This window comes from Mesorhizobium sp. P3_A8, assembly GCF_056402995.1.
Map to the genome: position 1 here is coordinate 122443 of NZ_JBFUGI010000011.1, position 22741 is coordinate 145183.

The following is a 22741-nucleotide window of genomic DNA, read 5'->3' on the forward strand; positions in this document are numbered from 1 at the left end:
GGAACACAATGATGACACCCGTCACGATCGTCGGTGCGGGCCTGGGTGGCCTCACCCTCGCCCGCGTCCTCCACGTCCACGGCATTCCGGCAACGATCTACGAGGCGGAGCCCTCGGCAGAGGCCCGTACGCAAGGCGGGCAGCTCGATATCCACGATGACACCGGCCAGCTTGCGCTCGCGGCGGCCGGCCTCACCGACGCATTTCGCGCCATCATCCACGAAGGCGGCCAGGCGTCGCGCGTGCTCGACCAGCATGGCACCGTGCTGCTCGAAGAGCCCGACGACGGCACTGGAGGRCGCCCGGAAGTGCTGCGCGGCGATCTCAGGCGCATTCTCATCGACTCCTTGCCCCCCGAGACAATCCAGTGGGGAAAGAAGCTCAGCGCTGTCGCGTCCCTCGGCGCCGGCCGGCACGAACTGACATTCGCGGACGGGTCGAGCGCGACCACCGAGCTCCTCGTCGGCGCCGACGGTGCCTGGTCGAAGGTCCGGCCGCTGCTGTCCGACGCAACGCCGGAGTATGTCGGCACGTCCTTCGTCGAGACCTATCTCCACGGCGCCGACGAACGGCACCCCGCAGCAGCCGAGGCGATGGGCGGCGGCGCGCTTTTCGCGCTCGCCCCTGGCCAAGGTATCTTCGGGCACCGCGAGGCGGGAGCCATACTTCACACCTATGTCGCGCTGAAACGCCCGGCCGCGTGGTTTGCCGGCATCGACTTCTCCGACGCCACGGCCGCCGCGGCACAAGTGGCGGCCGAATTCGACGGCTGGGCGCCGGCGCTCACCGCGCTGATCACCGACGGTGAAACCCCGCCGGTCCTGCGCACTATCAACACGCTCCCGAACAATCACCGCTGGGACCGCATGCCCGGCGTAACGCTGCTGGGCGATGCTGCACATCTGGCGCCGCCGGCCGGCGAAGGCGCGAATTTGGCGATGTTCGACGGCGCCGAACTGGCAGAGGCGATCGCCGCGCACCCCGGCGACATCGAGGCGGCCCTCGCCGTCTACGAACACGCACTGTTCCCACGCAGCGAAACGGCCGCCATCGGCGCGCACCAGATCCTGGAACTCCTGGTCGGCGACAGCGCTCCATCCGGCCTGGTTGACTTCTTCACCGGCGCCTTCGAAGGCAAGCACGGATAAGCCGCGCGACCGAGATGATGCCGCTCGCCTGACGGGAACGCAGCGCGCAGTCGCGGTGCCGTTCGGGTCGACCGGTCCTCAATCGCGATAGAGCACGACCTCGATCGTGATCGAGGTCGCGGGCCTCGGTCCAATGCCCTGATATCTCCGCGTCAAGACAGCAACCGAACCAGCCCTGGCGTTCGGCAACGGAGATCTCAATGAAGTTCTGGATCACACTTTGCACCATCGTCGTTTCTACACTGCTGATGCAACACCCGGCCAACGCCGGCGACACTGTCGGCGTTCGTCACTTTTCCGCTCCTTCAACCGAGCGCGGTACCGACCTTGATGTGACGGTCTGGTATCCCTCCCAGCCGGGCGGAGAGACGGTCAACCTTGGCGACAGCAAGCTGTTCGTCGGCACCTCAGCCATGCGCGATGCGCCGATATCAGGCGGAAAATTTCCGCTGATCCTGCTGTCGCATGGCGCCGGCCTGGCGGGAAACCCGCAAGCGCTGAGCTGGATTGCCACGCCTCTGGCCAGGCAGGGTTTCGTTGTCGCCGCTCCGACCCATCCGGGCAATACGGGGCTCAACAAATCCGCCGCCGAGACGATGAAACTGTGGCTGCGGCCCGCCGACCTCACGGCGACGCTGGACGCGATTGGCAAGGACGCCTTCTTCGGAGATCACCTCGAGCAAGGTAAGGTGGGCGTTCTCGGTCTTTCCATGGGCGGCAACACGGCACTGGCGATCGCCGGCGCCCGCGTCGACCCGAAACTGCTGGCGGCCTATTGCGATACGGACCGACTCAATGCCTCGCTTTGCCAGTGGATCAGGCAAAGCGGTGTTGACCTGCACGCCATGGATCTGCAGCCCGCCGGCCGCGACAACAGCGACGCGCGCATCCGCTTCGCCATGGCGATCGATCCCGCGCCAGTCGATGTCTTTGATGTCAAAAGCTTCGCGAGCGTCAGGATTCCGGTCGCCATCGTCAATCTCGGCCGGCCGGGAAAAATCCCTGCGACCGCCGACGCTTCCGGGATTGCACAGGCGATTGCAAAGGCAAGCTACGCGACGATCGAAGATGCCAGCCACTACAGCATGTTCGGCGCGTGCAAGCCCGGTGCCTTGGATATCATCGCATCCGAAGAGATCGGTGATCCGGTTTGCGATGATGGGGGTGGTCGATCGCGCGGCGAGATTCATGCGCAGCTGATTGATATGGCGACCGCCGCTTTCACGCGCGCGCTGAAGCCTGAGCAGTAGGCCTGCAAGGCAGCGCTCTACGGCGCCCCCCTCTGTCCTGCCGGACATCTCCCCCACGGGTGGGGAGATCGGCAGTCATCGCGGCCTTCGCCAATCTCCAACGTTGCAGAAAAGAGTGGGGCGCCAAAACGGCCAATCTCCCCCCAAGTGGGGGAGATGTCCGGCAGGACAGAGAGGGGCGCCGTAGAACTCGACACCGAGGCGTTATCTCAACGGCGACCGCTCAATCCTCGAACGAACTCGAGGCGGCATAGATCGCCGCCAGCGTCTCGATGCCGGCCTGGTCGGCCTTGTCGAAACGGCCGGGCAGCGGGCTGTCGAGATCGAGCACACCGAAGACACCTTCATCGTCTTCCAGAAGCACGACCAGTTCCGAGCGCGAATCGGCATCGCAGGCGATGTGGCCGGGGAAATCGTGCACGTCCTTGATCAGCATCGAAGTGCCGAGCTCGACCGCCGTCCCGCAGACGCCCTTGCCGACCGCGATGCGCACGCAGGCCGGCTTGCCCTGGAAGGGTCCCAGCACCAGTTCCTCGTCCGAGGCCAGGAAATAGAAGCCGGCCCAGTTGAGGTCGGGCACCATCTGGAAGATCAGCGCCGCGGTGTTGGCGGCGTTGGCGATCGAGTCGCCCTCGCCTTCGAGCAGCGCCTTCAATTGAGTGGCGAGGTCGCGGTAGAACGCGGCCTTGTCTGACGTGTCGATGGCCTTGGCCGCAAACATGGCTTGTCTCCGTGTTCAGAATCGCGGTTGCGTTTCAGCAAGCTCTCTGCACCAAACGACCACCGCACGATACTAGCTTGAATGCCAGTCGCCGCGAAAGTCGGAAGAAGATGCCCTGTCCGACACTCGGCAGCACGGCATCGAACCGTGCTGCCTTGATCAAGAAAGGAAGGCCATCAGCCGGCGGCTTTGTACGCGCCGGCAGCCTTGTTGGCGGCCGCGAGCACTGCCTTCATGTCGAGTTCTTCCAGTACAACCATCTCGGTCAGCGAGCCGCTCGCTCGCACCGCAAGGGACATGCCAATCCCCGCTGACTGGTCCGGCACCTCGCCATTGACAACGACGTCATAGATGCCGCGCGTGAACATCACGCTGGTCATCTTGCCGCCAACGCTTTCAAAAAGCGCCTTGACCGCAGCCTGCCTGTCCGAGCCTTGCATCAATCCTTTGGCTGCATGAGGCGCATAGTTTGCCAAGATAGTCACTTTCATGGGTATTTCCTCCAAATGTCATTGTCTCGTGCTGCTCCATAATTCGAGCGGCACGGAGTGATTTATTTTTCGGAACAATTGCAGGCGCCCTGGGACGCGTTGGCGACCAAGGGCGCGCTGCGGGCTAAATATGCGCTGAAGCTAATATAATGACAATACCGGACACACCGTCCGCTTCTCGCGATCGGAAGGGACAGCTCGCTATTGCTATTTGAGAGGCAGAAAGAGTTCAACGACCACTTCGTGCAGCGGCCCTTCCGCGACGAGGGACAGGTGTCGTTGGCAATAGACCGGAAAGTCGCGCACTTCCTCGCCGCTGGCCGGAAGCCATTCACGATAGAGGTAAAGTGCTGCCGGCTCGAGATTGTTGGTGTTGCCGGGGTAGCGCAGCACCGCGCAGCGTCCGCCGGGAATGACGCCAGCCTTCATCTGCCCGTCATTCGAATCTATCGGCTGATCGGTGCCGACGCAAATGTCCATGCTGTAGTCGGCCGCGATCGCAGGCTCCCGCTCAGAACGGAAGATGTTGAAGGTCGGGCTTGTCTCGGGCGACAGACCGTGGGCTTTGCGCCAGACGATGAACCGCTGGATGGTGTCCTGGAGCGTCGCCCGATCGCCGCGATGCTCCATAACAGCCACCGGTGTGGGCGGCACATCGCGGATCATCACGTCGTCGGGTTCGAAGATTATCTGCATGAGCGTGTTCCTTGCTTTGTCGAAAGGCCCGAAGGCCATGAGCCACGCTCCCCAGTCGGGAGATTTCCGGAACGACGAAGGCGATTGTCCGAACCGTTGCCGGAAGGCGCGGGCGAAGGCATCCGGGGCGTCGTAACCGGCATCCATCGCAATATCGGTGACGCTTTCGGCGTCGCTTCCGGCAAGCCTGTACGAAGCGCGCTTCAAGCGGGCAAGCTGGACGTAGCGGTGCACGGACACCCCGAAGGTTGACGTGAACTGCCGGTGGAAATGGTATTTCGAGAACGCCGCGACGCCGCTCAACGCTTCCAGATCCAGATCGTCATCCAGATGCTGGTCTATGTGGTCCAGCACCCGCCGCATCCGGGCATGGTAGTTTTCAAGTGCCGCCTTCAACGTCCCGTCCTCCGTGGCGACCCAGTTAGGCGCTGCCAGACATGACACGCTCGACCGATCTTGCGGTTTGACGTGGGATCAACCGGTGCTCGCCAGCGGCCTCTTGCAGGTGCCGGATGTCCGTGATCCTACCGGCTTCCCACCACATCGCGCAGCGGCGGGCGGCCGTAGAGCCGGCTGTATTCGCGGCTGAACTGCGACGGGCTCTGATAGCCGACGCTGTAGCCGGCCGAGCCGACATCCAGGCGCTCGGTCAACATCAACCGCCGCGCTTCGTAGAGGCGCAGTTGCTTCTGGTACTGCATCGGCGTCATTGCCGTCACCGCCTTGAAGTGATGATGCAGCGAGGACGCGCTCATGCCGACATGCTGTGCCAGTTCCTCGATACGCAATGGCCGCGTGAAATTCAGCCGCAGCCATGCGATCGCCTGGGCGACCCGGTTGGTCGGTGTTTCCAGCATGGCGATCTGCAGCAGTGCGGGACCGAACGGACCGGTCGCCACGCGATAAAGGATTTCCTGCTCGATCAATGGTGCCATGGCGGGAATATCCCGTGGCCGGTCCAGCAGGCGCAGCAGCCGCACGACAGCATCGAGCAAGTCAGGCGGCGCCTTGTTGACCGCCACCGCGCGCATGTCGTGCGGGGCGGCCGGCGCCATGCCGATGCGGCCGAACAGGTCCTTCAGCCGCTCCGGCTCGATCCTGAGACCAAGCCCAAGGTTCGGCACCTGCGGGCTCGCCTCCGTCACCCGCGACACGACCGGCAGGTCGAGCGACACGACCAGATAATCGCCAACGCCATAGGTATGGAGTTCCGACCCGAGTGCCAGGCTTTTGGCACCCTGCACGACCAGCGCGAAGCACGGCCATTGCGCGGTGTAGACGCTTTTGTCGGCCGAGGAACGCCGGCTGAAGAACAAGGTGTCGATCGCCGTCGCGCACTCTTCGTCCTCACCCGTGAAGCGGGCGATGATCGACGCCATCTCGCCATAAGGGCCGTGTGCAGTCGTCAAATGGCACCTGAAGTCTTCGAAATCATCATGACGTCGATCATATCCGATCCTGCAATCCCGGCCAGCGGCGACAGCGGATCTTTGCAGGATCATGCATGAATCTTGCAGGATCGCGATAACGCCCGGCGACCGCCCGTCGCATAACGCCACCATCGGGAGCTTGCCTCCCAACCAACAGGCGGAGCCTCTCATGACAAGTTCACCCGGCAAGGTCGTGCTGATCACCGGCGCCTCGAGCGGCATCGGCGCAGCCACGGCCCGCCACCTCGCGGCAAGCGGCCACAGCATCGTGCTCGGCGCCCGGCGCACCGACCGCATCACGGCGATAGCGCAAGACATCGAATTGGCCGGCGGCCAGGCATTTTCCCGAGAACTCGATGTCACCGACCTCGACAGCGTCAAGGCCTTCGTCGCCGCCGCTCATGAGCGCCATGGCCGGGTCGACGTCCTGGTCAACAATGCCGGCGTGATGCCGCTGTCGTTCATGGCGGAACTCCGCGTCGATGACTGGAACCGCATGATCGATGTCAATCTGCGTGGCGTGCTCAACGGCATCGCCGCCGTGCTGCCGGTCATGACTGAACAGAAATCCGGCCACATCGTCAACGTCGCCTCGGTCTCGGGCCACCGGGTCGACCCCACCGCCGCCGTCTACAGCGCCACCAAATTCGCCGTCAGGGCGCTGTCGGAAGGGCTGCGCCAGGAAAGCCGGGACCTGCGGGTAACGGTGGTCAGCCCTGGCCTCACCCGCACCGAGCTGTTCGACGGCATCGCCAACCCGCAGGTCGAGGCCGGCGCCCGTGCCATGCTGGATGATGCCTCCATCCCGCCCGGTGCGATTGCCGAAGCGATCGGCTTTGCCATCGGCCAGCCTGATGGCGTCGACGTCAACGAACTGGTCGTGCGCCCGACGGCGCAAGGCTGAGCACCAACGGAGAGATGACATGACCGAAGCGATCGAAGTGACGACCTTCCGGCTGAACGGCCAGATCTGCGCCGAGTTCATTGCCGCCAACGCCGATATCGACGCCTGGCTGAAACGTCAGCCGGGTTTCCTGTCGCGCCGCATCGCCGAGCGCGACGACGGCACCATTGTCGACGTGCTGATCTGGGGGTCAGCCGAGGCGGGCCGCAAGGCGGCAGGCGGCGTTATGACCGAGATGGGCCACTCGCCGGTGCACGCCATGATCGACCAGCGAACCGTGGACTGGACCGTGGCGCCGGTTCGCCACACTATCGCCTGACGGAGGATCGAGATGGACATTCACGCACATCATCGCTGCGGTTGGGCCGAAGGCGACCCGCTGATGCGCGCCTATCACGACGAGGAATGGGGCGTTCCGCAGCATGACGCCCGCATGCTGTGGGAAATGCTGATGCTGGAAGGGTTTCAGGCCGGCCTCGCCTGGATCATCGTGCTCAGGAAGCGCGACGCCTTTCGCGCCGGCTTCGCCGGTTTCGATCCAAAGAAAGTCGCGCGCTTCGGCCCGGCCGATATCGAGCGGCTGATGGCCGATCCCGGCATCGTGCGCGCCCGCGCCAAGATCGAAGCGACGATCCGCGGCGCGCAGATCTTCTGCGAGATGGCGGAGCGCGGCGAGAGTTTCGCCGACTTCTGCTGGTCCTTCACCGATGGCAAGGTGGTGGAAAACGACGGCCACGGCTTCATCGCCTCATCGCCACTCTCCGAACGGATTTCCAAGGAGATGAAACGGCGCGGCTTCAAATTCGTCGGCCCGACCATCGTCTACGCCTGGATGCAGGCCGTCGGCATCGTCAACGACCACGCCACCGGTTGTTTCAGGCGATCGCAAGTCCAGCTTTGATCCGGTGTCGGTGCCTTACATCGGGCGTTTGGGCTCGCTCTTTGGTGGCGTTGCCGTGTCGGAATCGGATTTCTTGTGCTTGTCGGCGGCAATCCTGCGGATGCGGTCGAAGCGGCTTTCCTCGGTTTTTTCGGTCGTGACGACCGTCTCTGGCTTCCGCACGAACGTGATCATGGATCCGTCTCCTGGGCTAGAGGCCTATGCGCCGGGAGAAATCCCCCGGCGGTAGTCATTTCAACTCCTGTGAAGAGCTGGCTTGGTCGGATTCAGGTCAGATCCGAAAGGTGGCTCCTGAGAAGCCACCTTCGCGGACCAGTTGAATTTTAGTAGCCGCCCATGCCGCCGCCACCGCCCGCCGGTGCCGCATCCTTAGCCGGGATGTCGGTGATCATCGCTTCGGCGGTGATCAGAAGTGCTGCGATCGAGCCGGCGTCCTGCAGTGCGGTGCGCACGACCTTTGCCGGATCGACGATACCCGCCTTGATCATGTCGACATAGGTCTCATTCTGGGCGTCAAAACCCTGATTGTGATCCTTGCTGTCGGTGAGCTTGCCGACGACGATCGAGCCTTCGACGCCGGAATTCTCGGCGATCTGGCGGATCGGCGCTTCGAGCGCGCGCAGCACGATCGAAATGCCTGCCGTCACATCGTCATTGACGCCGGTCAGGCCGGCAAGCGCCGACCTGGCACGCAGCAAAGCCACGCCGCCGCCGGGCACGATGCCTTCTTCAACCGCCGCGCGCGTTGCATTCAGCGCGTCGTCGATGCGGTCCTTCTTCTCCTTCACTTCCGACTCGGTGACGCCGCCGACGCGGATGACGGCAACGCCGCCCGACAGCTTGGCCAGCCGCTCCTGCAGCTTTTCCTTGTCGTAGTCGGAGGTGGTTTCCTCGATCTGGCCCTTGATCTGGGCGACACGCGCCTGGATCGTCGCCTTGGTGCCGGCGCCGTCGATGATCGTGGTGGTGTCCTTCTCGATCAGCACGCGCTTGGCGCGGCCGAGCATCTCGATGGTGACGTTTTCGAGCTTGATGCCGAGGTCCTCGGAAATCATCTGGCCTGCAGTCAGCACCGCGATGTCTTCCAGCATCGCCTTGCGGCGATCGCCGAAGCCCGGCGCCTTGACGGCCGCGACCTTGAGGCCGCCGCGCAGCTTGTTGACGACCAGCGTGGCAAGCGCCTCGCCTTCGACGTCTTCCGAAATGATCAGCAGCGGCCGGCCGCTCTGCACCACGGCTTCGAGGATCGGCAGCATCGCCTGCAGATTGCCGAGCTTCTTCTCGTGGATGAGCACGTAGGGCTCTTCCAGCTCAACGCGCATCTTGTCGGCATTGGTGACGAAATACGGGCTGAGATAGCCGCGGTCGAACTGCATGCCTTCGACGACATCGAGCTCGGTTTCGGCAGTCTTGGCTTCCTCGACGGTGATGACGCCGTCATTGCCGACCTTGTCCATCGCCTTGGCGATCATCTCGCCGACGGTTGCGTCGCCATTGGCGGCAATGGTGCCTACCTGGGCGATCTCGGCCGACGACTTGACCTTCTTGGCCTTCGCCTTGATTTCCGTGACGACGGCGGCAACCGCCTGGTCGATGCCGCGCTTCAAGTCCATCGGGTTCATGCCGGCGGCGACCAGCTTGGCGCCTTCGCGCAGGATCGAGGCGGCCAGCACCGTGGCTGTCGTGGTGCCGTCACCGGCGAGGTCGTTGGTCTTCGAGGCCACTTCGCGCACCATCTGCGCGCCCATGTTCTCGAACTTGTCGGCAAGCTCGATCTCCTTGGCGACGGTGACGCCGTCCTTGGTGATGCGCGGCGCGCCATAGGCCTTATCTATGATGACGTTGCGGCCCTTGGGGCCGAGCGTGACCTTCACCGCATTGGTGAGGATCTCGACGCCGCGCAGCATGCGGTCACGCGCGTCGGTGGCGAATTTGATTTCCTTGGCAGACATGATTTTTATCCAGTTCGGTTGATGAAGGCAGAGCCTCCATGATCAATCTCTGAGCCTCCTTGCGCGTCCCGAAGGACACGCGGGCGCTCTGATCAGGCAGCCTTCTTGGCGGCCACGGTCTTGGCTGCGACGGTCTTGGCGGCCACAGTCTTCTCGGTGGCTGCCTCGCTGTTGTCGATGACACCCATGATGTCGGCTTCCTTCATGATCAGAAGGTCCTCGCCGTCGATCTTGACCTCGGTGCCCGACCATTTGCCGAACAGGATCAGGTCGCCGGCCTTGACGTCGAGCGGCACAAGCGCGCCATTTTCGTCGCGTGCGCCAGGGCCAACGGCGATGACTTCGCCTTGCTGCGGCTTTTCCTTGGCATTGTCGGGAATGATGATGCCGCCCTTGGATTTGATATCGCCTTCGGCGCGCCGGATGACGACGCGGTCGTGGAGTGGCCGAAATTTCATGAAAACTTCTTTCTGGGGCCAGCATAGGCGGCCGCTTCCCCCATATAGGCGCTTTGGCACTCGATAGATAGGAGTGCCAAAAATTATTCGCGGGCTCGATGAAATATTGAAAAGTATTATTTCGGCCGGCGATTCCGTGATATCGCGAATGGCATAAATAATTCAAAAAATTGAATTTTGCCGGTCGAGTGCCTATTTATCGGACAAGTTCACTTTCACGATTTCAAACGCAAGGGAGATTTGTTCGATGGCCGATGGCAATCAGACGATCATGGAAAAAGCTGAAGCCCGCTTTGTCGACAAGCAGAAGAAGACGGCCGAGCGCAACAAGGCAACCGCCGAGTACATGTCGGAGGCAAAGGCCAGGGAGATCAAGACGGCGAAGCTCAGGATTTTGCGGCTGGCCAAGGAAGAGGCCGACCGGGTCGCCGAAGCCCTGAACCCGACGCCGAAGAAGAAGCGCGCGACCAAGAAGGCCGCCACAACGGAGGTCAAGACATGAGCCTCACCTTCCCCAACCGCAGCCGCAGCTATGACGAAGCCGGCAAGCGCATCCGTTTCGTCGGCCATGACGGCATGTTCCAGATTTCCTTCTCGGTCGCTGCCGACGCGATGACCAGGATGCAGCCGGCAACCGCAGCCAACGAGGCAGGCTACCTCGCCACATTCGACACGCAGAGCGGCGCCATCCGCGACGTGGCGTCGAAGGCTTACGACCGCACCCGCAAGAGCATGTATGTGCTGACGGCCGCCGACTTCGGCTGATTAGCCGAGCTCCATGCCCTCGATCATCGTGCGTATCTTCGCGGCCTTTTCGAAATGATCGAGGCGGTGGGTTCTGATCCACCATTCCGCTGCTTCCATCAGCAGCTCGGGGTCGTCATTCCTGTTGGCAAAAAACGCGTAGAACGACACGCCGACGGCAGGCCCTTTCTCGGAGATCTTGCGGTCGCAGACCTCCAGTATCTTTTGCCTCAGGCTCGCTCTCACGGGAATCCTCTGGTTTTGGTTCGGCGGGGTCTTGGCCCAGCCTTTGAGCCGGCAGCCGGAACGTTCAATCCTTGCGCTCCGCCCTCTCCCGGCGCCTGACGTCGCGCACATTCATCTGCACGACCATGTCCTCGGCCTCGCGCGGGCCCATCCCGACCATCACTTTTTGCCTGACCACGGCTGGCTGGCCGGTGAAGACGTCGACTATGGTCCAACTCTGGGGAAGCTCCATGCGCAGTGTGTAGCGATTGGCCATGCTGGCTTACCTCAGCCCTGCATCATGAAAAACACCGCTCCCAGGACCAGCACCGTCCAGGCGATCACCGACAATTTCAGCACCATGCCGCCATGCGCGGTCAGAACTTGCCGCAAGCGCGGCACGATGCCTGCCGAAGCGACCGGTGCCGGCACAATGGCGACGGATGCCTTGGCGCCCAGTTTCCCAAAGACCGGCAGCAGTGACGGTTCACGCACGAAAATGACCTCGAATGTCGGGGAAAGTCGGAGCGAGCATGCTCGCGCCCTTCCATAGCACTCTTTTCGCGAGCGCCCTGCATGCCAAATGCAGATAGGCGGTATTAACGTCGGCCCTGCTGCTTCATGGCCGGAACCGCACAAATCCGCTGCGACAAGCGGTCCAGCGAAGGTTCTCGACTATATGATTGTGTGGAGGCCTCGCCTCGGGATCGAACCGAGGCTTCAGAGATTTGCCGTCTCCAGCGTAGCCGCTCCGCCACGAGGCCATTGCCGTTGACCTAACGGGGAAATGCTTGCGGAAAAGTTAAGCCCGAAGGCGGTTCTGTCAACACTTTGCGAAATGCCGCTTGGCGGTGTCGTTCCATCGCTTTCCGCCAGGCTCCATGCTGCCAAACTCCGAAGGGACGAGCGGTGCCTTTGGGAGGCGAGACGTCGATCTGTGCGGGCAATGCGTGACCGGCAAGCAGCGCTCCAGCGGGTGAATCAGAACTCCAACTCACAGCCCTAACTCTTTGTTTTAAAAAAACCCCAAGGGAAAGCTTTATGTGCTTTTCCCGGGAAGCCGTCTGGGCTTTTCCTAAAGAGCTCAGGCACTCACGCCGCGGCACTCCTGCCTTTCGCACCGGCTTCCGCCTTGAAGATGCGGAACGTGTTGCGCCCTGCCGCCTTGGCGGCATAGAGCGCGGTGTCGGCCTGCGCGAACAGGTCGCAAGGCGAGCCTGCCCCGGCAAACGCGATACCGACCGAGGCGCCGAGCCTCAGCGACTGGCCGCGGATCGCGACCGGCTTGCCCATGCTCTCGATGATGTCGCGCGCCACGCCGGAGACAGCACCCCGGTCGAGATGCGACCCGAGCAGCACCGCGAACTCGTCGCCGCCGACGCGCGCCACCAGCTCCGCCTCACCGCAGCCGCCGGCAAGGCGCTCGGCCGCCGCCTTCAGGCATTCGTCGCCGACGACATGGCCGAACGTGTCGTTGACCGCCTTGAAGCCGTCAAGGTCGATCAACAGCAGCGCGCCGAGTGGGCGGCTTTCATCCACCTGCGCCAGCCGCGCCTGGAAGCGGGCGCGGTTGGCAAGCCCGGTCATGGCATCGAATTCGGCGAGATAGCGCATCCGGTCCGACAGGATCTTTTCCTCGGTGATGTCCTGTTTCATGCCGAAGATGCGCACCGGCACACCCTCCTCGCACTCGACGGTCGCGGTGATGCGGATCCAGCGGCTGTGTCCGGCGAAGGTGGTGATCTCGGCGTCGAGGCTGAAGCCGCTGCGCTCGGCGATCGCGCGGCTGCGCAAACTGTCCAGCGCCTTGCGCGACTCCGCCGGATAGCACTTGACGATCTCACTGCGATCGAGCAGGGCGCCGCGCGGCAGATCGAACAAATCATAGACCACATCGGTCCAGTGCAATTGTTCGCCGGGCAGGCTGCATTCCCACACGCCGATACGCGCGGCGACCGAAGCACGGTCGAAGATCTTGCGGCTGTGCGCCAGCGAAACCTCTTGCCTGGCGATCAGTGCGGCCTGTGCTACGACTTGCTGCTTGAGTTGGGCGACGGCGGCGGCATCGCGACGGCGCTCGTCGGCGCTGTCGTGCCCTGCCCGCTTGCCGGGCTGCGAGGCCGGGCCTTTCGGAGCGTATGACGTATCGGGCATGGCGGAATTCCTGGCAGGTGGCCACCATGGCGCGGAAGCCCTTAAAACTTCGCTGACAATCCGTGGGTTCCTCGCCCCCACGAGAGTGGGGGAGAGGTGGCWCGGCGAAGCCGAGACGGAGAGGGGGAATGGCGCAAACCCTTCCGCTCGGATGCAAGCCATTCCCCGTGACATGCCGACGCCAGCCCCCTCTCCGTCCGCTTCGCGGCCACCTCTCCCCCGCTTTGCGGGGCGAGGAACCCGAGCCTTGCCACCTCTGGCCTTTCTCTCCACCGACGGAACTCCAGACCACTTTTCCCCTTGAACGCTCCCTCAATCTGCCCTAGCCTGATGTGAGAAAAGGTTTTTCCAAACATTTCCGAGCGGGCTCGGCCATTGGCCGGGCCTTGTTCCGACCTGTAAGAGAAAACCTTTTCCCAACTAAGGATTTCTCGGCGCGATGGCATCGGACGATCAGCCAGTTCCGGTCTTTCCAAAGCCCGTCACCTTGCGTGACGTGGCGGCGCAGGCCGGCGTCAGCGTCGCCACCGCCTCGAAAGCGCTCAACGACCAGGGGCGCATGACCGCCGAGACCCGCGAGCGCATCCGCGAGATAGCGCGCAGCCTCGGCTTCCGCCCCAACAGCCTGGCGCAGAGTCTGCTTAGGCGCCGCTCCTTCACCGTCGGCCTGCTCACCAACGATACCTATGGCCGCTTCTCGCTGCCGCTGATGTCGGGCATTTCGGACGCGCTGGTCGACAAGGGCGTCTCGGTGTTCCTGTGCAATGTCGAAGAGGATCCGCGCCTTGGCCAGCTGCATGTCGACGCCATGCTCGACAAGCGCGTCGACGGCATCATCGCCACCGGCAAGCGTATCGACCGCCATCTGCCTGTCGATCTCTCCAATCTGCGCGTGCCCGTGATCTATGCCTTCACCCAGCCCGATCCCGACGCTGTCGCCTTCGTCTCGGACGATGCCGGCGGGGCGCGGCTGGCGGTCGAGCATTTCTGCCGGCTCGGCCGCCGGCGCATCGCCCATGTCAGCGGGCCGGCGAGCTTTGCCGTGGTCCACGCCCGCGCCCAGGCCTATCGCGACGTGCTCGCCGAAACCGGGCTGCCGGTGACCGAACCGCTGCTCGGCTCCTGGTCGGAAGCCTGGGGGCATGAGGCAGTGGCGATCCTGTTCGATGGCAAAAGCGAAAGGCCGGACGCCATCTTCTGCGGCAACGACCAGATCGCGCGCGGCGTCATCGATGCTCTGCGTGAACGCGGCCTCAACGTGCCCAATGATGTCGGCGTCATCGGCTTCGACAATTGGGAGATCGTCGCCGAAGCGACCCGCCCGCCGCTAACCTCGGTCGACATGAACCTGGTCGCCCTCGGACGCGAGGCGGGCCTGACCCTGCTTTCACTGGTCGGCGGCCAGCCCGCCGTGCCGGGCATTCGAAAACTGCCGTGCCGGCTGGTGGTGCGGCATTCCTGCGGCCATCCGCTGGATGGCTGAAAACGAAAGCGCCGCCTGATCGGCGCCAAGCCGCACACAGCGGCCAACCTTGGAGGAGGAGAAGATGAGGAACCTGATTGCCAAACTGGCCCTGACCGCTGCCGTGCTGGGCAGCAGCCTCGGCGCTGCCGCCGCCGACACCGCCAACATCTGGGTGCGCGCCGACGGCTCGAACTTCATGCCGAAGATCGTCGACGCCTACAACAAGGCGCACAAGGACCAGATCAAGCTCGACATCATCCCCAATGCCGAGATCATTCCGAAATACGGCGCCGCCGCCGCCGGCGGCACGGCGCCCGACGCGCTGTCGCTCGACTTGATCTACACGCCCTCCTTCGCCGCCTCCGGCCAGTTGGAGGACATCACCGATTGGGCCAAGTCCCTGCCCTATTTCGCCAGCCTGTCGCCGGCGCATGTGAAGACGGGAACTTACAAGGACCACATTTACGGCCTGCCCTTCTCGGCCGACGCCTCGGTGCTGATCTGGAACAAGAAGCTGTTCAAGCAGGCCGGTCTCGACCCTGAAAAAGGCCCGACCAACTGGGCCGAGATCGCCGCCGACGCCGAAAAGGTCAACGCGCTCGGCGGCAACATCAAGGGCTTCTACTTCTCCGGCAATTGCGGCGGCTGCAACATCTTCACCTTCACACCGCTGATATGGGCCTCGGGCGGCGATATCCTCTCGGAAGACGGCTCGAAGGCGACGCTGGACAGCCCGCAACTGCGCGGCGCCATCGACCTCTACCGCTCGATGGTCAAGAAGGACCTGGTGCCGGCAGGCGCGCAGACCGATACCGGCGCCAACTTCTTTGCCGCCTTTGCCGCCGGCAATATCGGCATCTCGCCCTCCGGCGCCTTCGCCATCGGCGCGCTCAACACGCAGTACCCCAATGTCGACTACGGCGTCACTTTCCTGCCGGGCAAGGATGGCGGCTGGTCGTCCTTTGCCGGCGGCGACAATTTCGTCGTCACCAAGGGCACCAAGAAACTCGCCGTGGTGAAGGAGTTCCTCGACTTCGCCTATTCGCTCGAGGGCCAGACCATCCTGGCCAAATATGGCAGCCTGCCGGTGCGCGGCGACATCGCCAAGGATGCGCTGAAGGATCTCGACCCGCGCTACCAGATCGCCGCCGAGGCCATGGCCAAAGGCAAGACGCCCTATTCGGTGGTGTTCAACGATCTGATCAACTCCGCCAACGGCCCGTGGACGCAGATGATCAACGAGGTCTTCTTCGGCGACGATGTCGACGGCGCGATCGCGAACGCGCAGGAGACCATGCAGTCGATCATCGACCAGGCGCCGCAGAAGTAGCGGCCGCCTGCCGGCCACCCGCCTGTCTCCCTGGGCGGGTGGCCGGCAATTTTGCATCGCCAACGGCAGGGCTATAGCGTTGAGACAAGACCCCCTCATCCGGCCGCTACGCGGCCACCTTCTCCCCGCTGGGGAGAAGAGACGGGCGCTCGTGCCGGCTCCCTCCTCTCCCCTCGGGGAGAGGTCGGATTGCCCCGAATTGCCCTTCGCAATTCGGTTGGCAATCCGGGTGAGGGGGTACTTGGCCAACGCCCGAACAGCATCGGCCATCCACCCATGACCACCATCGCAACCACCACCGCCCCACCCCGCGCCAGAAAACGAGTCGGCGCGGGCCGCCGGCAGTGGATCGGGCTGCTCTATGTCGCGCCGGCCGTGGCGCTGGTGATGCTGTTCTTCGTCATCCCGCTCGGCATGACGGCCTGGATGTCGCTGCACAACTGGCCGCTGATGGGCGAGCACTTCTATATCGGCTTCGACAATTACGTCGCCATTCTGCGCGACACCCGGTTCTGGAACGCGCTCAAATTCACCGGCTACTACACGGTGATCGTCACCATCGCGATCTTCGCCATCGCCTTTCCGCTGGCGATCTTCATCGAAAAACCGCGGCCGCTGACCAACCTCTACCGCACCGCCTTCTTCATGCCGGCGGTGGTCGGCTTTGCCTCGGCGAGCCTGCTCTGGTCATGGCTGCTCAATGTCGATTCCGGCCTGTTCAGCCCAGCCGCCTACGATCTCGGCCTGATCGACAAGAAGTTCAACCTGCTCGCCACCTTCCAGCCGGCCTTCTGGTCGATCATCGCCATGGTGGTGTGGAAGGTCGCCGGCTTCACCATGATCATCCTGATGACCGGCCTGCAATCGATCCCGCAGGACCTGCAGGAGGCCGCCGTCATCGACGGCGCCGGGCCGTTCGCAAGGTTCCGGGCGATCACTTTGCCGCTGATGCGCCGCACGCTGGCGCTGGCGCTGATCCTGTCGGTGGCCGGCTCGATCCTCGCCTTCGACCAGTTCTACATCATCCTGCGCGGCGGCCCGCGCAACCAGACGCTGACGGCGGTCTACTGGATCTTCAACCAGTCCTTCGTGTCGTTCAAGCTCGGCTATGGCGCCGCACTCTCGATGGTGCTGCTGGTGATCCTGGTGGCGCTCAGCCTCGTTCAGCTCTGGCTGCTGCGCAAGCCGGAAGGTATCGACTGATGGCGCAGGCGGTATCAGCCAGAGGCAAGCTCGCTGCTCGCTTCGCCAGGCACTCCACCGGCATCATCGCCTCTGTGCTGTTCGTGGCGCCGATCGTGTGGACCGTGCTGTCGGCCTTCAAGCCGGCGGCAGAAGCCCGCCTGCCGCCACTGCCGCCATGGCCGACGACGGGCTTCTCGCTCGAAAACTACGCCACGCTCAACTCCTTCGGTGATGGGCTGTGGGCCTCGGCGCAAAACAGCATCTACGTCTCGGTGATGACCGTCATTTTGTCGGTCATCGTCAGCGTGCTCGCCGGCTACGGTTTTTCGCGCTTTCGCTTTCCGTTCAAGGACCTGTTCTTCGTCCTCATCCTGTCGACGATCATGATCCCGTTCCAGTCGATCCTGACGCCGATCTTCCTGGTGCTGACCAAGCTTGGCCTGCACAACACGCTGACCGGCCTGGTCGGCGTCTATGTGACGCTGCAATTGCCGTTCTCGATCTTCATGATGCGCAACGCCTTCGACGCGGTGCCGCGCGAGATCGAGGAGGCCGCCCGCATGGACGGCGCCAACAACGTCACCATGCTTTTGAAGGTGATGCTGCCGCTGGTCTGGCCGGGCGTCGTCACCATCGCGCTGTTCGCCTTCCTCGGCGCCTGGAACGAATTCCTCGCCGCCCTGGTGCTGATGACCGACCAGTCCAAATTCACGCTGCCGGTGATGATGACGGCACTGCAGTCGGGCCGCTTCGGCGCCATCGACTGGGGTGCGGTCCAGGCGGGCGTCACCGTGATGATGGTGCCGTGCCTGATCCTGTTCCTCGCGCTGCAGCGCTTCTACATCCGCGGCCTGATGGCCGGGGCCGTCAAGTAATCGACCAAATGGAGTAAGTTCATGACCGCATCCGCAAAACCCGGAAAACCGAAACTCGCCTTCCGCCCGCTGCCGGTGCCGCAGGTCGACGTGCACGGCTTCTGGGGCGACCGCGCCGACGCGGTGGCGACGCGCACCGCCGATATCCTCTACGAGCGCTGCGTCGAGGCGCGCATGCTGGAGCAGATCGACCCCGACCGCCCCTCGCCCGGAATCGTCATTCCCTTCCACTCGCCCTCGCCCGATGAAGCCGACCGCCAGGGCGCCGAATTCACCGGCTCGACGGTGACGACGCAGATGTTCTGGGATTCCGATCTCGGCAAGACGATCGAGACCGCGGCCTATTCGCTCTACCGGCTCAAGAACCCCGAGCTTGAAAAGAAGATCGACGCCGTCATCGACATGTATGGCAGACTGCAGCAGGAGGACGGCTACCTCTCCAGCTGGTACCAACGCATCCAGCCCGGCAAGCGCTGGACCAATCTGCGCGACTGCCACGAACTCTATTGCGCCGGCCATCTGATCGAAGGCGCGGTCGCCTACTATCAGGCGACGGGCAAGCGCAAGCTGCTCGACATTATGAGCCGCTATGCCGACCACATCGCCTCGGTGCTGGGGCCGGAGCCCGGCAAGAAGAAGGGCTATTGCGGCCATGAGGAGATCGAGCTGGCGCTGGTCAAGCTCTCGCGGGTGACCGGCGAGACGAAATACATGGAGCTGGCGAAATACTTCATCGACCAGCGCGGGCAGCAGCCGCATTACTTCGACGAGGAGGCGCGCGCCCGCGGCGCCGACCCCAAGGCCTATCATTTCAAGACCTATGAATACAATCAGTCGCACAGACCGGTGCGCGAACAGGACAAGGTCGTCGGCCACGCGGTCAGGGCGATGTACCTCTATTCGGGCATGGCCGACATCGCCACCGAATATGGCGACGACACGCTGCGGGTGGCGCTCGACCGGCTGTGGGACGATCTCACCACGAAAAACCTCTACATCACCGGCGGGCTCGGACCCTCGGCGCACAATGAAGGTTTTACCAGCGACTACGATTTGCCCAATGAGAGCGCCTATGCCGAGACCTGCGCCGCCGTTGGCCTGGTGTTCTGGGCGAGCCGCATGCTCGGCATGGGGCCGAACGCCCGCTATGCCGACATGATGGAGCGCGCGCTCTACAATGGCTCGATCTCCGGCCTGTCGCTCGACGGCTCGCTGTTCTTCTACGAAAACCCGCTGGAAAGCCGGGGCCGGCACAACAGATGGAAATGGCACCGCTGCCCCTGCTGCCCGCCCAATGTCGGGCGCATGGTCGCCTCCATCGGCAGCTATTTCTACAGCCTGGCCGACGATGGGCTCGCCGTCCACCTCTACGGCGACTCCACCGCCCGCTTCGACATAGCGGGCACGCCAGTGAGCCTGACACAGGCGAGCCACTATCCCTGGGACGGCGCCGTCGAGATCACGGTTGAACCGCAAGCGCCGGTAGAGTTCACGTTGCATCTGCGCATACCGGGCTGGAGTTCCAACGCCACGCTCGAGATCAATGGCGAGGCGGTCGACCTCGATGACGTGAGCAGCGACGGCTATGCCGCGATCCGGCGCGTCTGGCAAAAGGGTGACCGCGTCCGGCTCGACCTCGAAATGCCGATCGAGCGGCTCTACGCCAACCCCGAGGTCAGGCAGGATGCTGGGCGCGTCGCGCTGTCGCGCGGGCCGCTGATCTATTGCGTCGAGGCATCAGACAATGACAGCCGGCTGCATCGCCTGACCCTGCCGCGCACGGCAGGGATAGAGGCCCATGAGGCGCCCGAACTGCTTGGGGGCGTGGTGACGCTTTCAGCCACGGCGCGGACCGATGCCAGCGACGGCTGGCAGGACGGGCTCTATCGCTCCGAACCGCCGGCCAGCGTCGAGACGCGCCTGACCGCCATCCCCTATTTCGCCTGGGACAATCGCGAGCCCGGCGAGATGCTGGTGTGGCTGCGGGACGGCTGAGGCCGGCCGCAAGACTTCAGGCCTTGCGCGTTCGACTATGTCCGGCTTGATTGAGCGGCGGCGGCAGGCAGCGCCGTCTTCGGTGCCGCTTGCGGCGCGCCGTTGTCGACATGCGCCCAGGCCGGCCGCTCGAACAGGAACATGCCGAAGCCCACGCGTTGGATGATGAAGTAGAGCACCACCGGGCTGATGATCGAGACCAGCAGCACAGCCAGGCTGAGCATGCCGGTGTCGGTCAGCAGGCCGCTTGCCAGTGCGGCACCGCGGAAGAGCGACATCGGAATGGTGAAGGCGACATAGACGATCAGCGAATGTTCGCCCAGCCAGCGCAGCCATTCCATGACGGGGAATGTCGACAGGAAGCCGCCAAGCACGCACAGCGCCACGGCGCCAGTGACGGCCAAGGTGAGATGCAGCGGCGGCCATGCCGCCAGGCCCATCTGCATGCCGACCGGCTGCATAGCATAACCCGGCGAATAGACGAGCAGGCCGTTGACAACAGCCCACAAAGCCAGGCCGGCGACGGCCAGCATCGGGCGGGGTTGCGTCCACTCGACGAGCCGGAAAATCAGCGGCGCCAGCACAAAGCCGAGGTAGAAGAACACGAAATAGGCCGCGAATTGTTCAAGCGCATAGCTGTCGGGATGCGGTGCCCACATCTGCAGCGCGGCAGCAGGCGCAATGACGATCCAGGCCGGCACGCGGAATTGCCGCAAAAGTTTGGCGACAAGGCCGAACACCGCCAGCATGTAGATGAACCACAGCACGCCATAGGGCTGGACAACGGCCATTGCGAGATCGTGCAGCATGCCGCCGGGATCCCGGCTGAAGATGCCGATCTTCAGCCCGATCGAGATGATCGCCCACAGCACGTAGAAATAGAGATAGTGGACGACACGCCGGTCGACATAGCGCCGCCACGGCCGGTCGATCACCTGCGACAGGAACAGTCCCGAAATCAGGAAGAATTCCGGCATGCGGAACGGCGTCGCGAAGCCGATGACATAGTGGAGAAAACCGACGCCGCCCGTGTACTCGCCGGTGTTGTAGGCCGAGTACATCATGACCACTAGGATGATCGAGAGACCTTTGGCCGTGTCCACCCACGGCATGCGCATCGGGCTGTTCATGGCGAATCCATCCGGGGCCGGCCAACCCGGCCGGCCATCATCCGGCGATATCTAGCACCATCAAGCTTCCCAGATCGTAAACGCGGCCGGTTTTGGCAGGGGAGCTGGCGCCGCCTAGCGTTTGGCCTTCGACTTGTTCAGAGCGATGGCAGCAAGCACGAGCGCCTTGAAAGCCTCTTCGTTGACCTCTTCACCCTTCTGAAAATCAATAGCCCGCCGCGTATTCCCTTCGAGGCTGGAGTTGAACAGGCGCGCGGGATCGGGCAGCGCAGCACCTTTGGCGAAGGTCAGCTTGACGACGCTCTTGTAGGTCTCGCCGGTGCAGATCATGCCGTCATGCTCCCACACCGGCACGCCGCGCCATTTCCAGGTCTCGACGACATCGGGATCGGCTTGATGAATGAGCGCGCGCAGCCGGGCCAGCATCTCCCCGCGCCAGTCGCCGAGTTCCTTGATCCTGCCGTCGATCAGTTCGGAGGGAGATTTGCTCTCTTGCGATCCGGTCATGCTTTTCCTCCTCAAAATATGAACAATAAAGCGCTTACATACGCTCGCCAGGCAATTGGCTGGCCTGCTTCACCCAGGCGCTGAATTGCGCCTCGTCGAACGGATCGTCCTCGTGGATGTTGAGGTAGCGCGTGTCCTGGCTCCTGGATTCGCCCGGCGGCACCGGCTTCAGCGACGTGCCGCGAAAGAAGGCCACCTTGATGTATTTGGTGAAGCAATGGACGCCGAGGAACCAGCCCTCGCCTTCGACGCCATAGAGCGGCGAGTTCCATTTCACCGCCTTGTGCACGCCGGGCACGGCGCGTGAGATGAGCGCGTCGAGACGCCCACCCATCTCGCGCTTCCAGCCCGGCATGGCCGCGATATACGCCTGCACCGGCGCGTCGCCATGGCCCTTGGCGATCTGCGGGTTGCCGCCGGAAAGCAGCTTCGGTTCAGCCTTGGCGCCGGTCGACTTGGCCATACCCTTCCCCTCCTATCCCGCGTCCTTTCCCGACATAGGGCAGCACGAACATATAGAGGCCGCTGAACAGCAAAAGGAAGAGCGGCAGAAGCGGCGAATAGACCACCCAGGCCGGCGGTTGCCCAAAGGCCATGGTGGCGAAATTGGCGACGACGGTTGCTGTGAAGATAATCGACAGCCAGCGATGCGTCTGCCTGATCCATTTGCTCCAGTCCAAAATTACCTCCCTTAAAAAACTGCGTGAAATTGGGCGCTGCTACCAGCGCGCCAGCTGGGTGATCTGGATGAGATTGCCGCAGCCGTCATTCAGCTTGGCGATGGTCGAGCCGGTCACTTCGGTCGGCGCCATGCTGAACGTGCCGCCGTTTGCCGTGATGCGCTCATGGTCGCCCTTGATGTCGTCGGTGAAGAACATCACCGCCGGCTGGCCCTGCTCGAACATCGCCTGCTGGTAGGCCTTGGTCGCCGGATTGTCGTTGCGCGCCAGTTGCAGCTCGGTGCCCTCGGGCTCGTCCGGCGAGGCGACCGTCAGCCAGCGGAACGGCCCGTTGCTGAAATCGGCCTTCTTGGCCAGGCCGAGCACACCGGTGTAAAAGGCAAGCGCCTTGTCTTGGTCGTCGACATGGATGCTGGTCAGTTTGATCTTCATCGTCTTTCTCCATAGGTTTTGCTGGCGGCAAGCCGCCCAGGTAAACTCAGCTTTGGTTTTCAAATCGG

28 protein-coding genes are annotated in these 22741 nt (G+C 63.4%); 12 read left to right on the forward strand and 16 right to left on the reverse strand.

Annotated elements, in window-relative coordinates:
• The first annotated feature begins 8 nt into the window (after positions 1 to 8).
• Both AC1DX4_RS24710 and AC1DX4_RS24715 read left to right on the forward strand, forming a co-directional pair.
• Positions 9 to 1148 (forward strand): FAD-dependent oxidoreductase, encoded by a 1140-nt coding sequence (locus tag AC1DX4_RS24710; RefSeq protein WP_477222788.1) that lies wholly within the window; start codon positions 9 to 11, stop codon positions 1146 to 1148.
• Between the two features lie 200 nt (positions 1149 to 1348).
• Complete coding sequence (locus AC1DX4_RS24715; RefSeq protein WP_477222789.1) at positions 1349 to 2398, forward strand: alpha/beta hydrolase family protein; 1050 nt, start codon at positions 1349 to 1351, stop codon at positions 2396 to 2398.
• 223 nt (positions 2399 to 2621) lie between these two features.
• Here the strand turns inward: AC1DX4_RS24715 and AC1DX4_RS24720 are convergent, their stop codons facing one another.
• From AC1DX4_RS24720 to AC1DX4_RS24735, 4 genes are all read right to left on the reverse strand, one after another.
• Positions 2622 to 3119, reverse strand: a complete 498-nt coding sequence (locus AC1DX4_RS24720) for a GAF domain-containing protein (protein WP_477222790.1) — start codon at positions 3117 to 3119, stop codon at positions 2622 to 2624.
• Between the two features lie 176 nt (positions 3120 to 3295).
• Positions 3296 to 3604 carry a GYD domain-containing protein gene (locus AC1DX4_RS24725; RefSeq protein WP_477222948.1) on the reverse strand — a complete coding sequence of 103 codons (309 nt, stop codon included), beginning with the start codon at positions 3602 to 3604 and terminating at the stop codon, positions 3296 to 3298.
• Between the two features lie 213 nt (positions 3605 to 3817).
• Positions 3818 to 4702: an AraC family transcriptional regulator gene (locus tag AC1DX4_RS24730; protein ID WP_477222791.1), complete on the reverse strand. Its 885-nt coding sequence runs from the start codon at positions 4700 to 4702 to the stop codon at positions 3818 to 3820.
• A 128-nt stretch (positions 4703 to 4830) separates the two neighbouring features.
• On the reverse strand, positions 4831 to 5715 hold the full coding sequence (locus AC1DX4_RS24735; protein ID WP_477222792.1) for an AraC family transcriptional regulator: 885 nt from the start codon (positions 5713 to 5715) through the stop codon (positions 4831 to 4833).
• A 190-nt stretch (positions 5716 to 5905) separates the two neighbouring features.
• Between AC1DX4_RS24735 and AC1DX4_RS24740 the strand changes: the two genes are divergently transcribed.
• Genes AC1DX4_RS24740 through AC1DX4_RS24750 form a run of 3 tightly spaced genes read left to right on the forward strand, consistent with a single transcriptional unit; the run spans position 5906 to position 7541 of the window.
• On the forward strand, positions 5906 to 6640 hold the full coding sequence (locus AC1DX4_RS24740) for an SDR family oxidoreductase (RefSeq protein ID WP_477222793.1): 735 nt from the start codon (positions 5906 to 5908) through the stop codon (positions 6638 to 6640).
• A 19-nt stretch (positions 6641 to 6659) separates the two neighbouring features.
• Positions 6660 to 6959 (forward strand): hypothetical protein, encoded by a 300-nt coding sequence (locus tag AC1DX4_RS24745; RefSeq protein WP_477222794.1) that lies wholly within the window; start codon positions 6660 to 6662, stop codon positions 6957 to 6959.
• A 12-nt stretch (positions 6960 to 6971) separates the two neighbouring features.
• A complete protein-coding gene (locus AC1DX4_RS24750; protein WP_477222795.1) occupies positions 6972 to 7541 on the forward strand; it encodes a DNA-3-methyladenine glycosylase I in 570 nt (189 codons plus the stop codon).
• A 15-nt stretch (positions 7542 to 7556) separates the two neighbouring features.
• On the opposite strand, the gene AC1DX4_RS24755 is transcribed toward AC1DX4_RS24750, so the two are convergent.
• From AC1DX4_RS24755 to AC1DX4_RS24765, 3 genes are all read right to left on the reverse strand, one after another.
• Entirely contained in the window at positions 7557 to 7715 is a 159-nt protein-coding gene (locus AC1DX4_RS24755; protein ID WP_172226088.1) for a hypothetical protein, read from the reverse strand.
• 149 nt (positions 7716 to 7864) lie between these two features.
• The gene (gene groL / locus AC1DX4_RS24760; protein WP_477222796.1) at positions 7865 to 9493 is read right to left on the reverse strand and encodes a chaperonin GroEL; all 1629 of its coding nucleotides are present in this window, start codon (positions 9491 to 9493) and stop codon (positions 7865 to 7867) included.
• A 92-nt stretch (positions 9494 to 9585) separates the two neighbouring features.
• Positions 9586 to 9951: a co-chaperone GroES gene (locus AC1DX4_RS24765; protein WP_477222797.1), complete on the reverse strand. Its 366-nt coding sequence runs from the start codon at positions 9949 to 9951 to the stop codon at positions 9586 to 9588.
• A 247-nt stretch (positions 9952 to 10198) separates the two neighbouring features.
• Between AC1DX4_RS24765 and AC1DX4_RS24770 the strand changes: the two genes are divergently transcribed.
• The gene (locus AC1DX4_RS24770; protein ID WP_172226082.1) at positions 10199 to 10453 is read left to right on the forward strand and encodes a hypothetical protein; all 255 of its coding nucleotides are present in this window, start codon (positions 10199 to 10201) and stop codon (positions 10451 to 10453) included.
• Positions 10450 to 10716 carry a DUF1488 family protein gene (locus AC1DX4_RS24775; protein ID WP_477222798.1) on the forward strand — a complete coding sequence of 89 codons (267 nt, stop codon included), beginning with the start codon at positions 10450 to 10452 and terminating at the stop codon, positions 10714 to 10716. The genes AC1DX4_RS24770 and AC1DX4_RS24775 overlap by 4 nt, the downstream gene beginning before the upstream one ends.
• Here AC1DX4_RS24775 and AC1DX4_RS24780 read toward each other — a convergent pair whose 3' ends face one another.
• From AC1DX4_RS24780 to AC1DX4_RS24795, 4 genes are all read right to left on the reverse strand, one after another.
• On the reverse strand, positions 10717 to 10941 hold the full coding sequence (locus AC1DX4_RS24780) for a DUF6500 family protein (protein WP_477222799.1): 225 nt from the start codon (positions 10939 to 10941) through the stop codon (positions 10717 to 10719). It abuts the gene before it with no gap.
• A 64-nt stretch (positions 10942 to 11005) separates the two neighbouring features.
• Positions 11006 to 11197 (reverse strand): hypothetical protein, encoded by a 192-nt coding sequence (locus tag AC1DX4_RS24785; protein ID WP_477222800.1) that lies wholly within the window; start codon positions 11195 to 11197, stop codon positions 11006 to 11008.
• Positions 11198 to 11208: 11 nt separating this feature from the next.
• Complete coding sequence (locus tag AC1DX4_RS24790; protein ID WP_477222801.1) at positions 11209 to 11415, reverse strand: hypothetical protein; 207 nt, start codon at positions 11413 to 11415, stop codon at positions 11209 to 11211.
• A 597-nt stretch (positions 11416 to 12012) separates the two neighbouring features.
• On the reverse strand, positions 12013 to 13074 hold the full coding sequence (locus AC1DX4_RS24795) for a diguanylate cyclase domain-containing protein (RefSeq protein ID WP_477222802.1): 1062 nt from the start codon (positions 13072 to 13074) through the stop codon (positions 12013 to 12015).
• 439 nt (positions 13075 to 13513) lie between these two features.
• Between AC1DX4_RS24795 and AC1DX4_RS24800 the strand changes: the two genes are divergently transcribed.
• The 5 genes from AC1DX4_RS24800 (at position 13514) to AC1DX4_RS24820 (ending at position 19924) form a co-directional block, all read left to right on the forward strand.
• Positions 13514 to 14557: a LacI family DNA-binding transcriptional regulator gene (locus tag AC1DX4_RS24800; RefSeq protein ID WP_477222803.1), complete on the forward strand. Its 1044-nt coding sequence runs from the start codon at positions 13514 to 13516 to the stop codon at positions 14555 to 14557.
• A gap of 64 nt (positions 14558 to 14621) precedes the next feature.
• Complete coding sequence (locus AC1DX4_RS24805) at positions 14622 to 15869, forward strand: ABC transporter substrate-binding protein (protein WP_477222804.1); 1248 nt, start codon at positions 14622 to 14624, stop codon at positions 15867 to 15869.
• 276 nt (positions 15870 to 16145) lie between these two features.
• Positions 16146 to 17072, forward strand: coding sequence for a carbohydrate ABC transporter permease (locus AC1DX4_RS24810; RefSeq protein ID WP_477222805.1), 927 nt, complete (start codon positions 16146 to 16148; stop codon positions 17070 to 17072).
• Positions 17072 to 17929: a carbohydrate ABC transporter permease gene (locus tag AC1DX4_RS24815; RefSeq protein ID WP_477222806.1), complete on the forward strand. Its 858-nt coding sequence runs from the start codon at positions 17072 to 17074 to the stop codon at positions 17927 to 17929. Before AC1DX4_RS24810 ends, AC1DX4_RS24815 begins: the two co-directional genes overlap by 1 nt.
• Before the next feature lie 21 nt (positions 17930 to 17950).
• Positions 17951 to 19924 (forward strand): glycoside hydrolase family 127 protein, encoded by a 1974-nt coding sequence (locus AC1DX4_RS24820; RefSeq protein WP_477222807.1) that lies wholly within the window; start codon positions 17951 to 17953, stop codon positions 19922 to 19924.
• 35 nt (positions 19925 to 19959) lie between these two features.
• Here AC1DX4_RS24820 and AC1DX4_RS24825 read toward each other — a convergent pair whose 3' ends face one another.
• The 5 genes from AC1DX4_RS24825 to AC1DX4_RS24845 form a co-directional block, all read right to left on the reverse strand.
• A complete protein-coding gene (locus tag AC1DX4_RS24825; RefSeq protein ID WP_477222808.1) occupies positions 19960 to 21054 on the reverse strand; it encodes an acyltransferase family protein in 1095 nt (364 codons plus the stop codon).
• 114 nt (positions 21055 to 21168) lie between these two features.
• Entirely contained in the window at positions 21169 to 21561 is a 393-nt protein-coding gene (locus AC1DX4_RS24830) for a DUF1801 domain-containing protein (protein ID WP_477222809.1), read from the reverse strand.
• Positions 21562 to 21595: 34 nt separating this feature from the next.
• Entirely contained in the window at positions 21596 to 22024 is a 429-nt protein-coding gene (locus tag AC1DX4_RS24835; protein WP_477222810.1) for a DUF1801 domain-containing protein, read from the reverse strand.
• Positions 21996 to 22241, reverse strand: coding sequence for a hypothetical protein (locus AC1DX4_RS24840; RefSeq protein ID WP_477222811.1), 246 nt, complete (start codon positions 22239 to 22241; stop codon positions 21996 to 21998). Before AC1DX4_RS24840 ends, AC1DX4_RS24835 begins: the two co-directional genes overlap by 29 nt.
• A gap of 39 nt (positions 22242 to 22280) precedes the next feature.
• Positions 22281 to 22673, reverse strand: coding sequence for a VOC family protein (locus AC1DX4_RS24845; RefSeq protein ID WP_477222812.1), 393 nt, complete (start codon positions 22671 to 22673; stop codon positions 22281 to 22283).
• Between the last annotated feature and the right edge of the window lie 68 nt (positions 22674 to 22741).